Origin of the sequence: Streptomyces caniscabiei (genome assembly GCF_014930365.1) — a bacterium.
In the GTDB taxonomy this organism is placed as follows: Bacteria; Actinomycetota; Actinomycetes; order Streptomycetales; family Streptomycetaceae; genus Streptomyces; species Streptomyces caniscabiei.
In genome coordinates this window covers 82,762-95,206 of the sequence record NZ_JABXWI010000020.1, presented here as the reverse complement: position 1 = coordinate 95,206, position 12,445 = coordinate 82,762, and the positions used below count along the sequence as shown (strand labels likewise).

Genomic DNA, 12,445 nt, shown 5'->3' with positions numbered 1-12,445 from the left:
GCCCCGCCCCCGTCCGCCGAGCAACCGAGCACAGCCCCGTCCCAGTCCGCCGAGCGGCCGTGCGGGACGATGGGGGCATGGACGCCGAGCTGTTCCCCCGGGACCGGACGGAGATCGCGCCCGGCGCGGTCCACGTGCCGGACTGGCTGGACGCGGAGCAGCAGCGGCACCTCCTGGACGCCTGTCGTGCGTGGGCGAGGCCGCCCGCCGGGCTCCGCACGGTCCGCACCCCGGGCGGCGGCACGATGACCGCCCGGCAGGTCTGCCTCGGCCGGCACTGGTACCCGTACGGCTACGCCCCTACCGCCGTCGACGGCGACGGCGCGCCCGTGAAGCCGTTCCCGCACTGGCTGGGGGAGCTGGGCCGGCGGGCGGTCGCGGACACCCTCGGCGCGCAGGCGGCGACCGACCCGTACGACATCGCCCTCGTCAACTTCTACGACGGCGACGCGCGCATGGGGATGCACCGCGACGCCGACGAGAAGTCGGACGCGCCGGTGGTGTCGCTGAGCCTCGGTGACAGCTGTGTCTTCCGCTTCGGCAACACCCGGACCCGGACGCGGCCGTACACGGACGTGGAGCTGCGCAGTGGTGATCTCTTCGTGTTCGGCGGCCCGGCACGCTCCGCCCACCACGGGGTGCCCCGGGTGCACCCGGGGACCGCGCCGCCCTGGCTGGGGCTGACCGGGAGGCTGAACATCACCCTGCGGGTCGGCGGCCTCGACGACTGCTGAGGCCCCTCGCACGGGGTCCGGCGCCGAGCGGATCATGGGAGACTCGCCCTCATGGACGGGAAGGCGGCCCCCAAGGCGGCGGGCGAAGGGACGACGGCGCGGGCTCGGCTGGACCGGGGGAGGGGCGCGCTCGGTCCGGCGCTGGAACTGGTGCACACCGGCCGTGCTCCGACCAGGGCCGTGCTCACCGCCGAACTGGGCGTCACCCGCGCCACGGCCGGTGCCGTGGCCGCCGAACTGGAGGCGCTGGGGCTGATCCGGGTCGACGCGCACCCGGGGGCCGCCGCCGGCTCCCAGGGCCGGCCCTCCCACCGCCTCGACGTCGCCGAGGAGGGGCCCGTCGCGCTCGCCGCGCAGGTGCACTCCGACGGCTGGCGTGCCGCGCTGGTCGGGCTGGGCGGGCGGATCGTCGCCACCACGCCCGCCTGCGAGATCGTGGACGCCGACCCGGCGAAGGTGCTCGGCTCGGTCGTCGACGCGGGCGCCGAGCTGCTGGCGCGGACCGGGCGGCGGTGTGTCGGGTCGGGCCTGGCCGTGCCGTCGGCCGTCGCCGAACCGGCGGGGCTGGCGCTGAACCCGCTGCACCTGGCCTGGCCCGCCGGGGCGCCGGTCCGGGAGATCTTCGCCGAGCGGGTCCGTGCGGCCGGGATCGCGGGGCCCGCGTTCGCGGCGAACGACGTCAACCTCGCCGCCCTCGCCGAGCACCGGCACGGCGCCGGGCGCGGCTCCCGCGATCTGCTGTGCGTGGCGACCGGCCACCGGGGCGTCGGTGGCGCGCTGGTCCTCGACGGGCGGCTGCACATGGGCAGTTCGGGCCTGGCCCTGGAGGTCGGCCATCTGACCGTGAACCCCGAGGGCCGCCCCTGCCACTGCGGCAGCCGCGGCTGTCTCGACGTCGAGGCCGACCCGCGGGCCTTCCTCACCGCCGTGGGCCGCGACCCGGGCCCCGAGGGTTCGCTGCTGCAACAGGCGAACGAACTGATCCGCACCCGGTACGACGACCCGGGCGTCCGCACGGCCGCCGAGGCCATCATCGACCGCCTCGGCCTCGGGCTCGCGGGCCTGGTGAACATCCTCAACCCGGACCGCATCATCCTCGGCGGCATGCACCGCGCCCTGCTCGACGCCGACCCCGACCGGCTGCGGGCCGTCGTCGCCGATCGCAGCCTCTGGGGCCGGCACAGCGGGGTCGCCCCGATCCTGGCCTGCACCCTGGACCACAACAGCCTGGTGGGAGCGGCCGAGCTGGCCTGGCAGCCGGTGCTCGACGACCCGCTGGGCGCGCTGGTCTGACGAGGCTCACCCGGTCCGGGGACCCCGCAGCATGATCGCGCGGGACACCAGGAAGGTCACCGGGATCGCCGCCCCCGACGCCAGCAGGGGCGCGAACCGGTTGCCCGCGTGCAGCACGTCCACGACGACGTACACACCGGCCGTCGTGACCAGGAAATTGGTGGCGTTCGTCAGCGGGAACAGCAGGAATTTACGCCAGGTCGGACGGATGCGATAAGTGAAGCGCGCGTTCAGGAAGAACGAGCCCGTCATACTCAGCGCGAACGCGAGAATATGCGCGGCGAGATAAGGAAGCACCTGGAGGAACAAGAGGTACAGGCCGTAATAGACCCCGGTGTTGACCACCCCGACCAGGGCGAAGTTGATGAGCTGTCCCGATATGCGCCGCTCCGGCGCCGGGCGTCCCGCGGGGCGCGGCTCGGTACGTGTCGCCGTCCCCATCAGCGCATGAGGTCCTTCGTCGTGCCGCACGCGGCGTGCCCCTCCGTCTGTTCCGCATTGGTCGCCTGCACCAGGAAGTGCGGGCGGCCCTTCACCTCGTAGTAGATCCGGCCGGTGTACTCCCCGATCACCCCGAGCATGATCATCTGTACTCCGGCGAGGGCGGTGACGGCCACGACGATGGTGACATAGCCCGGTGTCTCCACGCCGTTGACGAGTGCGTCGCCCACGATCCAGGCCGTGTAGAGCCCCGCGCACACCAGCAGGCACAGGCCGAGGTGGAGGGCGGCCCGCAGCGGACGGTTGTTGAAGGAGAGGAGCCCGTCCAGCCCGTAGTCGAGCAGCGCCCGGAAACTCCAGGAGCTGCGGCCGTGTTCGCGCACGGCGTTCTCGTACTCGAAGGTCGTAGCGGGGAAACCGACCCAGGCGAAGAGCCCCTTGGAGAAGCGGTTGTACTCCGTCAGGTCCAGGACCGCGTCGACGACCCGGCGTGACAGCAGCCTGAAGTCCCCCACGCCGTCGACGAGTTCCACGTCGACGAGCCGGTTGACCAGCCGGTAGTACAGGCGGGCGGTGGCCGTGCGCAGCAGACCGTCGCCGGCCCGGGTACGGCGGGCGATGACCTGGTCGTAGCCCTGTTCGCGCAGGTCGACCATGCGGCGGATCAGTTCCGGCGGGTGCTGCAGGTCGGCGTCCATGACGATCACGGCGTCGCCCGAGGCGTGCCGCAGACCCGCGAGCAGCGCCGCCTCCTTGCCGAAGTTGCGGCTGAACGACACGTACCGGACGCGTGCGTCGAACTCCGCCAGCTGTCTCAGGACGGCGAGCGTACGGTCCCGGCTGCCGTCGTCGACGTACACGAACTCCATGTCGTGGCCGAGCGGCAGCAGTTCCTCCGCGACCTTCTGGATCTCCTCGTGGAAGCGCGCGAGGACGGCTTCCTCGTTGTGGCAGGGTGCGACGATCGAGATGAGCATGGAACTCCCCCAGGGGTGCGGTTCACGGAGCGGTGGTCACGCGCTCGCGTACGGTCGGGTCGTCCGGCGCGGGTGGTGCGGTGGCGGAGGTCACGGGGACGGGCCTGTCCCGTGCCCGGCGGCGGAGCCGGCCCGCCGCCGCGAGCGCGAGGACGGCGGTGAGCGAGAGCGCCCCGACCGCCGTGCCCAGGCGCAGTCCGGGCGGATGGAACGTGCAGGTCACACTGCTGACCGAGCCGTACAGCGGTACGGCGATCAGGCCGTGGTGGCTCTTGGCGGGCAGAGCGGGGGCGTTTCCGGCGGCACAGCGCCAACCGGAGATCCGGGGCGCGGCGACGACCGCGATCCCCGTGCTGTGGGCGGGCAGTTCGGCCCGTACGGTGCCGTCGTCCACGCTCACGCGGGTGGCGCCGGTGGCCCTCAGCTCTGCCACGGCGTGGCGCAGCCGCGCGGTGTCCAGACAGCCGACCGCTCCCTCCGGGACCAGGCTCGTCCTGTTCGGTGACAGCTCGACGCGGAACCGTCCGGAATGCCCGACCGTGCCCAGCCGCTGCATCGGGGCGATCTTGGTGACGGGCTGGTCGGAGCGGTACCGCCCGGTCGGCTCCACACCGGGCCCGATCCCGGAGGGGGCGCCGTCGGCGAGCCGCGCGGTGCCCGACAGGTGCGGCGCCCACAGGAACAGCTCGGACCCGGCCGGACAGCTGCCCGTGATCGTCGGCTTCAGCGGCGCGCTCGCGTAGGGCAGCGGGCCCACCCGCACCCCCGGCCGCCCGTCGTCGCTCGGCGACGGCGGCCTCCCGGCGGCGGTGCGCACGGTGAGCCGGGGCACGGTGTACACCCTCGACCCCAGCAGCAGCTCCTGGTTGCGGTACGGCGACGGCCCGAAACCGGAGAGGTCCGTGGGGCCGTCGGCGCGGTCGGGGTGCGGCCGCACCGTGACCAGCGGCGGTACGTCCTGCCGGGTCACGGTCACCCCGCTGCCGTCCTGCGGGAACCAGTTCTGGTGCGGGTCGGGCGGGGAGTGCACCCGGGCGCCGACCGAGAAGATCGCGTCCGTGACCGGGTTGTCCAGGCTCTGCACACTGCGGCCGCGCGAGGTCCAGCCGCCCCCGAAGGCGGTCAGCGTCCGGCTGAGCACGTCCGAGGTGAGACTGCTGTAGTACTGGGCGCCCTGCCCGCCCACCAGCAACGGGTCGTTGCCGACCGTCTGTTCGCGGCCCGGGTCGGTCCGGTGGCGCGGCCAGCCGTCGGCCCCGGCGATCGCGGCCGCCTGCTCCCGCTGCCGCGCGCCCCAGGGCGCGTAGTCGTCCAGGTGCCCGAGCCGCAGCCGGGTGTCGGCGGCCGAGGTGACGGCCGACTCGCCGAACTGCGTGCACACGAGAAGCGCCACGGCGAGCACGGCGAGGGGCCGGCCGTTCCTCCGCCTCCGCCCGAGCAGCAGCAGACCGCCCAGCGCTCCGACGGCGGCGAGCAGGGCGAGCGGCAGGGTGAAGGCGCGGGTGGTCCGCTCGCTGCCGCTCGCGACCACGATCACCAGCGCGAGCAGCACCCCCGCCGCGCCCAGCGCGCGCGGGCCCGGAACGCCGTACGACAGGGCGTGCCAGGCGGCGATCACCAGCAGCGCGCAGAGCACGAAGGCCTGACGGTAGGAGCTGCCCTGCGGGGTGGCGAAGGCGTGCCAGAGCAGATGCGTCGGGCCCCACTGCATCGACAGGGCCACCGCCACGACCAGCAGCGTCCACCCGGCGCGCACCCGTGCCGGGGCCGCCCGGTGGAAGGGCAGGGCGAGCGCCAGCAGCAACGCGGTGGTGCCCACGAACACGGCCGGGGTCCCGTAGCTGTAGGTCCCCGGCAGCAGCCGGGCGAGCAGGTCCTCGGTGGGGACGGGCGTGAACTGCCGGACCCGGCCCGGGTGGGCGTGCCGGGTGCCGAAGTACACGACGGTCACCAGGGGCGCGGCCAGACCCATGCCGAGGACGGTGATCAGGGCCGCTCGCCCGGCGGCCCGGGTCCGCTGCCGGCGTGTGAGGTCGCCGAGCCACAGCCGGAGCAGGAGCACCAGACCCGCGGCGAGGGTGGCCATGTACGCGGTGTAGAAGTTGGCGGTCCAGGCGAGCGCCACGATCAGCACTCCGAGGAACGGCCGCCGCCCCCGCCGCGCCCACTCGCCGACCAGGCAGAGCAGCGGCAGGAAGACCAGACCGTCGAGCCACATCGGGTTGGGGACCGCGTCCGCCAGGGTCCAGCCGCACAGCGCGTACGACGAGCCGAGCAGCCCCGCCGCCCACCAGCGCCCGGGACGCAGCGCGAGCAGCAGCCAGGCCGCCGCGGCGGCGGCCGACGCCACCTTCAGCAGGGTGACCACGTACACCGCGAGGTCGATCTCGTCGCGCGGGAACACCGCCACGAGCGGGGCGAAGGGGCTGCTGAGGTACGTGCCGAGGTCGGGCAGGAAGCTGGAGCCGTAGCCCGACCGCCAGTTGACGTACAGCCCGCCGTCCGCCCTGCCGTGCAGCAGGTCCCACAGGTGCGCGTGGAACGGTACGTACTGGTTGCCGAGGTCGTTGACGCTCCGCGTGCGCGGGCCGAAGGGCCGGCTGCGGGCCATGACGTCGCCGGCGCAGAGCACGGCGACCGTGAACGCGGCGGCGAACAGCGCGGCCTTTCCCTGCGGCCGGATCCCCGCCACGGAACGGGTAGTCGGATTCACACCCGGTCCCTGTCCGTTCTGCACACCGAGTTCCGTTGTACTGCCTGCTTCATTTTCGACGGTCCCCCCATTTCGGTTCGCCGAATTAGAGGCCCGGGACTCGTTGAAGGTTGTGCCGCCCACAAGAAATGAAAGCGCCAATTCCGAATAGCGCGGGAGAAGGCGAAGAGGTAATTGCCGGGGGCGGTACGGAAGTCGTCCTCAGGGTGATCGGAAGGTGAACTCCGCCGTCAGGCTCCACAGGGCCGCCACATGAGGTCGCCGCAGATCCGCCCTGCGCACGCACAGCCCGATCGGGAACGGCGGCGGAGGGTGCTCGGTGGGGATCACCGTGAGCCGGTCGCGGACGGCGCTGTGGTCGAGGACCAGCCGGGGGACCACCCCCGTGCCGCAGCCGAGTGCGACGAGGGTCAGCAGAGCCTCGTGGCCCTCCGGTTCGGCCGCCGGGTCGGGGGAGAGTCCGTGGGAGCGGAACCAGCGGTCGGCGGCGTCACGGACCAGGCCCCGGTGGGGGAGGACGAAGGGGCCGTCGAGCCCGGGGTCGGGGCGTTCGCGGGCGGTGACGAACACCAGGTCCGTGGTGGCCACCGTCCGGCTGACCAGCGACTCCGGCAGCCGCGCCGGGACGCCCGCCACCGCCACGTCCGCCTCGCCCTCGTCCAGCCGGGCCAGCGCGGCCGCCGCGTCACCGGTGCGCAGATCGATGCGGACCTGGGGATGGGCCGCGCGCAACGGCGCCAGCAGCGTGGGCAGCAACGCCTGACACGCGGTCACAGTCGCGAACACGGCCAGCCGCCCGGTGAGTTCGGCCGGGTCCGGATGCTCCTCGCGGTAGGCCTGCCACAGCTCCAGGGCCTCGGCGGCATAGGCACGGAAGCGGTGCCCCTCGGCCGTCAGGGCCACACCCCGCGGCCCCCGGTCGAGCAGCCGGTGCCCCAGCTCCGCCTCCAGCCGCTGCACCGTCCGCGTCAGGGTCGCCGGGCTGACATGGCACTCCAGGCTGGTCCGGCCGAAGTTCAGCGTCCCGGCCAGATGGAGAAACAGCCGCAGGTCGCGGTGATCGTCCCGCATGGTCGCCCACCAGGGCCTTTCTGCTCCTGCAACGCTCCGCTGCAAAGGTTGCGCTTGTCGCAACGCTCGCCCGGACCCTACAACTCCTCCATGACCACCACTTCCACGGCCGCCTCCACCGTCTTCGCCCTCGAACCCCTGGACATGCCCGGCGGCACCGAGACCGTCCTGCGCGGCGGCCGCCATCTCTTCCCGCTGCTCCCCGAGGCCTTCGCCGGGGTGCGTCGCATCGGGGTCGTCGGCTGGGGACCGCAGGGCCGGGCCCAGGCCCGCAACCTGCGCGACTCCCTCGCCGGCACCGGCATCACGGTCGCCGTCGGACTGCGCCCCGGCTCCGCCTCGGCCGCCGACGCCCGCGCCCACGGCTTCACCGAGGCGGACGGCACCCTCGGCGACTGGCTCGCCGTCACCGCCGAGAGCGACCTCGTCATCCTCCTGATCGCCGACGCGGCCCTCGCCGCCCACCACCGGGAGATCTTCGCCGCCCTGAAGCCCGGCGCCACCATCGGTCTCTCCCACGGCTTCCTCCTCGGCCATCTCCGGGAGACCGGCGGCGACTTCCCGCCCGGCCACGGTGTGATCGCCGTCTGCCCGAAGGGGATGGGCGACTCGGTCCGCCGCCTCTACGAACAGGGCGCCGAGATCAACGGCGCCGGGATCAACAGCAGTTACGCCGTCCACGCCGACCCCGACGGCCGTGCGACCGACCGCGCCCTCGCCTGGTCGGTCGCCCTCGGCTCCCCGTACACCTTCCGCACCACTCTGCGTGGCGAGTACCTCTCCGACATCGTCGGCGAGCGCGCCATCCTGCTCGGCGCGGTCCACGGCATCGTCGAGAGCCTCCACACCCGCCGCCGCCTCGCCGGTGACGACGAGGTGACCGCGTACGAGCGGTCCTGCGAGAACATCACCGGCCCGATCGCCCGCACCGTCTCCCGCGCCGGACTCCGCGCGGTCCGCGAGGAACTCGACGCGGCGGGGCGGGACGTCTTCGACCGCGCCTTCACGGCCACCTACGCACCCGCCCGTGAGATCGTCGCGGAGATCTACGACGAGGTCGCCGACGGCACCGAACTGCGCAGCGTCGTCCTGGCCGAACGCCGGCTCGGCGCGCGCCCGATGAGCGGCATCGGCGGCTCGCCGATGTGGTCGGTCAGCGCCCGTGCGCACGCCCGCCGGGGCGACCGCGACCTGCCCGTCGACCCGTTCGCGGCGGGAGTCTTCGTCGCCACCATGACCGCGCAGATCGACGAGTTCGTCGAGCGCGGCCACCCCTGGTCGGAGATCGTCAACGAGTCCGTCATCGAGGCCGTCGACTCCCTGCTGCCCTATATGCACGCCCGGGACGTGGCGTACATGGTCGACAACTGCTCCCGCACGGCACGCCTCGGCGCCCGCCGTTGGGGCCCCCGTTTCCAGGCCGCGTACGAGCAGATCGCCTACCCGGCCGCCGAACGCCCGGCCGACCGGGAGCTGTTGGCGTCCTTCGCCGCCCACCCCGTGCACGAGGCCCTGGCGGCGGCTGCGAAGCTGCGGCCGCCGGTGGACATCTCGGTGGGCTGACCCCGTTCGTCCGGGGCGGGCCCGGTGGGAGGGTCACCGCCCGGTCAGCCTGCGACGGCGGACCGGGCGGGAGCGTGTTCGGACCTGCGCCCGCGCACGGCGGGCCTGCGTCCGGTGTCGTACGGCTGTGCGGTTTCGAGCGTCAGGCCGGTGTCGTACGGCGAGATCTTCGGCACCGCGGCCGAGGAGGCGGGCAGGGTGAACCACACGACCTTCCCGGTCTCGCCGTGCGGCCGCACACCCCAGCTCTCGCTGACCGCGGCGACCATCGCGAGCCCTCGGCCGCAGGTGGCGAACGGGTCCGCGTCCTGGACGACCGGGAGACGGGGGTCGTGGTCGTGCACCGAGACCGTGAGCCGGCCGAGGAGCAACTCCATCTCCACGGTGCACATCTTGTCCGGTTCCGCGTGCCGGTGGACGTTGGACAGCAGCTCGGTCACCCCGAGTGCGGCCCGCTCTATCAACGGATCCAGATGCCAGTAGCGCAATTGCGCAGATACGATTCTGCGGACCTGGCCGATCCGCGACGGCAGGGCTTGGAGCTCCACCGTGCAGTGCCTGCTTTGCTGGCTGATCACGGCTGCGACTCCCCGAAGTTGAGTCCGGAAGAAGATCGGAGTACGGATCCAGCGAGGTGGCTGGGCGAAAAACGCCGCCTGCTGTGGTGCGGCCGCCTACGACTGCCGCCTGTGGGCGGAGGCCGGAGCCGCCGCCTGCTCGTGGGGTGGCTGTCGGCGACCGCCGCCCGCTGACGTGGCCGGCGGGCTGGTTCGCAGCGTTATCGCCGGTAAACCCAGAGTGACGTGAGACCAGAGTGACCCAGGGGGCCCGGTCCCGCAACTCGCGATTCGTCAGCCGCCGCGACCGGCCGCCCTGCGCACCGCCTCTATGAACCGGCGCGCGGAGGGTGGACCGGGCTTCCCCGGAGCGGGGTCGTGCTCGTTCAGTGTGAGCGTGTAGCGGGTGCCGTTGACGTCGGCCAACGCCCGGTCCTCGTTGGCGAACCAGGGCCTGGAGGCCCGGACCGCCTGGACCGGCGCGCTGTCGATCTCGCTGCCATAGCTGGTGAGCAACTGCAGGCGGCCGTCCTCGATCCGGACCTGCCCCGCCCGGGTGAGCTGCCGCAACCTCTTCCCGATCCGCACGCCCGTGGCCGTGAACTCCGGCTCGGCCATGTACCCCGCCCCCTAGTGCGCTTCGGCTGTGCCCTGTCGTCTGATCCGTCGCGGACCGTGATCCAGTGTGCCCGAGGTCGCCTTCCCCTGGACGGCCCCGGCGGTGTCGACTCGGCCCGTGCGGTGAAGTCTGCCCGTCCCCCGCGTCGAGCACCAGTGCGCACGGTGGACCGGGGGCGGGGTTCCGGCGCATGCGCGGCATGCGCCCCCCATGCGCCCCGCGCATCCTCGCCACAGGAGAGTCTTTGAGGGGCCCAAAGGCATGTTTATGCAGGTGAGAAGCGTGCGGAAGGTGTCTATCATCGGGACGTCCGACGCCGCGATCCGCCGTCGGCGCGATGCGTGAGGAGCACGCCGTGAGCACCGCCCGCCCCACCCGTCCTGGCGCCACCCTCGACGTCGATCACAGCGACACCGAGTACCGCGGCTGGCTCAAGGAAGCCGTGCGCAAGGTCCAGGCCGACGCCAACCGCTCCGCGGACACCCACCTGCTGCGCTTCCCGCTGCCCGAGAGTTGGGGCATCGACCTGTACCTGAAGGACGAGTCGACCCATCCCACCGGCAGCCTGAAGCACCGTCTGGCCCGCTCCCTCTTCCTCTACGGCCTGTGCAACGGCTGGATCCGGCCGGACCGCCCCGTCATCGAGGCCTCCAGTGGCTCCACGGCCGTCTCCGAGGCGTACTTCGCCAAGCTGATCGGCGTCCCCTTCATCGCCGTCATGCCCCGCACGACCAGCGCCGAGAAGATCCGCCTGATCGAGTTCCACGGCGGCAGCTGCCACTTCGTCGACGACTCACGGAAGATGTACGAGGAGTCGGCCCGGCTCGCGGTGGAGACCGGCGGCCACTACATGGACCAGTTCACCTACGCCGAGCGGGCCACGGACTGGCGCGGCAACAACAACATCGCCGAGTCCGTCTTCCGCCAACTCCGCCTGGAGCGCTTCCCCGAGCCGGCCTGGATCGTCGCCACCGCCGGCACCGGCGGCACCTCCGCGACCATCGCCCGCTACGTCCACTACATGCAGTACGACACCCGTATCTGTGTCGCCGACCCGGAGAACTCCTGCTTCTTCGAGGGCTGGACCACCGGCGACCCCGACGTCACCTGCGACTGCGGCTCCCGTATCGAGGGCATCGGCCGGCCCCGTATGGAGCCCAGCTTCGTCCCCGGGGCCGTCGACCGGATGATGAAGGTCCCGGACGCCGCCAGCGTCGCCGCCGTCAGAGCCCTGGAGAACGCGATCGGCCGCAAGGCCGGCGGCTCCACCGGCACGGGCCTGTGGAGCGCCCTCAAGATCGTTGCCGAGATGGTCGCCGAGGGACGCCAGGGCAGCGTGGTCACCCTCCTGTGCGACCCGGGCGACCGCTACCTCGACAAGTACTACTCGGACGAGTGGCTGAGCCGGCAGGGCCTGGCCATCGAGCCGTACGCGACGGCGATCGAGAGGCTCCTGACGACGGGCGAGTGGACGGACTGAGAGCGCGTTCCCACCGCTGGGCCCCGCAGCGCCCCTTCAGGGGCGCGGGGCTGTGTCGCTATGCGGCTCCGCCGCGTGGGCGCGACCAGCCACCATCAACCCGCAGCCGAAAGCCGTCCCCGCACACAACGCGCTCAGTCGTCCGAGCCGTCGTCGAAGTCTTCCCCCGCCACCACCAACCGTCGCAGATGCTCGGAGATCTCCGCCCGCGCCTGCGCGGGCAACCCCGCGTCGGTCACCAACGTGTCCACCTGCTCCAGCGCGGCGAACGAACTCAGGCCCACCGTCCCCCACTTGGTGTGGTCGGCCACCACCACGACCCGTCGCGCCGACTGCACGAGGCGCCGGTTCGTCTCGGCCTCCGCCAGGTTCGGCGTCGACAGGCCCGCCTCGACCGATATCCCGTGCACACCCAGGAAGAGCACATCGAAGTGGAGCGCCGCGATCGCCTGGTCGGCCACCGGCCCCACCAGCGAGTCGGACGGCGTCCGCACCCCACCGGTGAGCACGACGGTCGCCGCACCCTGCCGGGGGCCCGTCGTGCGCTGAGCGGCATGGAAGACGTCGGCGACCCGCACCGAGTTGGTGACCACGGTCAGATCCGGCACGTCCACGAGACGGTGCGCCAGCGCGTACGTCGTCGTACCGCCCGACAGCGCGATCGCCGAGCCCGGCGCCACCAGCTCGGCCGCCGCCCGCGCGATGTCCTCCTTGGCGGTCAGCTCCAGCCCGGACTTCGCCTCGAAACCCGGCTCGTGCGTGCTCGCCTCGGCCACCGGCACCGCGCCGCCGTGCACCTTCTCCACCGCGCCCTGCCGGGCCAGCGCGTCCAGATCGCGACGCACGGTCATGTCCGACACACCGAGTTTGCGTGTCAGCTCGTTGACCCGGACCCCGCCCCGTCGTCGTACCTCGTCGAGGATCAGGGCTCGGCGCTGCTCCGCGAGGAGGTTCTGGTTCTCACTCACGCTCGCTCCGGTCCTCTCGCCCCATCACG

11 protein-coding genes are annotated in these 12,445 nt (G+C 72.7%); 4 read left to right on the top strand and 7 right to left on the bottom strand.

Features of this window, described 5'->3' with window-relative positions; all coding sequences use genetic code 11:
• The first annotated feature begins 77 nt into the window (after nucleotides 1-77).
• Nucleotides 78-734 carry an alpha-ketoglutarate-dependent dioxygenase AlkB family protein gene (locus HW837_RS39715; protein ID WP_045561767.1) on the top strand — a complete coding sequence of 219 codons (657 nt, stop codon included), beginning with the start codon at nucleotides 78-80 and terminating at the stop codon, nucleotides 732-734.
• Nucleotides 735-785: 51 nt separating this feature from the next.
• Nucleotides 786-2,027 carry an ROK family protein gene (locus HW837_RS39710; protein ID WP_045561768.1) on the top strand — a complete coding sequence of 414 codons (1,242 nt, stop codon included), beginning with the start codon at nucleotides 786-788 and terminating at the stop codon, nucleotides 2,025-2,027.
• 6 nt (nucleotides 2,028-2,033) lie between these two features.
• Here HW837_RS39710 and HW837_RS39705 read toward each other — a convergent pair whose 3' ends face one another.
• From HW837_RS39705 to ilvY, 4 genes are all read right to left on the bottom strand, one after another.
• Entirely contained in the window at nucleotides 2,034-2,468 is a 435-nt protein-coding gene (locus HW837_RS39705; RefSeq protein WP_078853830.1) for a GtrA family protein, read from the bottom strand.
• Nucleotides 2,468-3,445 (bottom strand): glycosyltransferase family 2 protein, encoded by a 978-nt coding sequence (locus HW837_RS39700; RefSeq protein WP_045561769.1) that lies wholly within the window; start codon nucleotides 3,443-3,445, stop codon nucleotides 2,468-2,470. The genes HW837_RS39705 and HW837_RS39700 overlap by 1 nt, the downstream gene beginning before the upstream one ends.
• Nucleotides 3,446-3,467: 22 nt before the next feature.
• A complete protein-coding gene (locus HW837_RS39695; protein WP_313895651.1) occupies nucleotides 3,468-6,158 on the bottom strand; it encodes a YfhO family protein in 2,691 nt (896 codons plus the stop codon).
• A 201-nt stretch (nucleotides 6,159-6,359) separates the two neighbouring features.
• The gene (gene ilvY / locus HW837_RS39690; protein WP_045561771.1) at nucleotides 6,360-7,229 is read right to left on the bottom strand and encodes an HTH-type transcriptional activator IlvY; all 870 of its coding nucleotides are present in this window, start codon (nucleotides 7,227-7,229) and stop codon (nucleotides 6,360-6,362) included.
• A 90-nt stretch (nucleotides 7,230-7,319) separates the two neighbouring features.
• Here ilvY and HW837_RS39685 point away from each other — a divergent pair, with 90 nt between their 5' ends.
• Entirely contained in the window at nucleotides 7,320-8,792 is a 1,473-nt protein-coding gene (locus HW837_RS39685) for a ketol-acid reductoisomerase (RefSeq protein ID WP_045561772.1), read from the top strand.
• 44 nt (nucleotides 8,793-8,836) lie between these two features.
• Here HW837_RS39685 and HW837_RS39680 read toward each other — a convergent pair whose 3' ends face one another.
• Nucleotides 8,837-9,370, bottom strand: coding sequence for an ATP-binding protein (locus HW837_RS39680; protein ID WP_193381648.1), 534 nt, complete (start codon nucleotides 9,368-9,370; stop codon nucleotides 8,837-8,839).
• A gap of 273 nt (nucleotides 9,371-9,643) precedes the next feature.
• Nucleotides 9,644-9,967 carry a hypothetical protein gene (locus tag HW837_RS39675; protein ID WP_045561774.1) on the bottom strand — a complete coding sequence of 108 codons (324 nt, stop codon included), beginning with the start codon at nucleotides 9,965-9,967 and terminating at the stop codon, nucleotides 9,644-9,646.
• 356 nt (nucleotides 9,968-10,323) lie between these two features.
• Between HW837_RS39675 and cds1 the strand changes: the two genes are divergently transcribed.
• Complete coding sequence (cds1, locus tag HW837_RS39670) at nucleotides 10,324-11,448, top strand: L-cysteine desulfhydrase Cds1 (RefSeq protein WP_045561775.1); 1,125 nt, start codon at nucleotides 10,324-10,326, stop codon at nucleotides 11,446-11,448.
• A gap of 134 nt (nucleotides 11,449-11,582) precedes the next feature.
• Here cds1 and HW837_RS39665 read toward each other — a convergent pair whose 3' ends face one another.
• A complete protein-coding gene (locus HW837_RS39665) occupies nucleotides 11,583-12,416 on the bottom strand; it encodes a DeoR/GlpR family DNA-binding transcription regulator (RefSeq protein ID WP_045561776.1) in 834 nt (277 codons plus the stop codon).
• Between the last annotated feature and the right edge of the window lie 29 nt (nucleotides 12,417-12,445).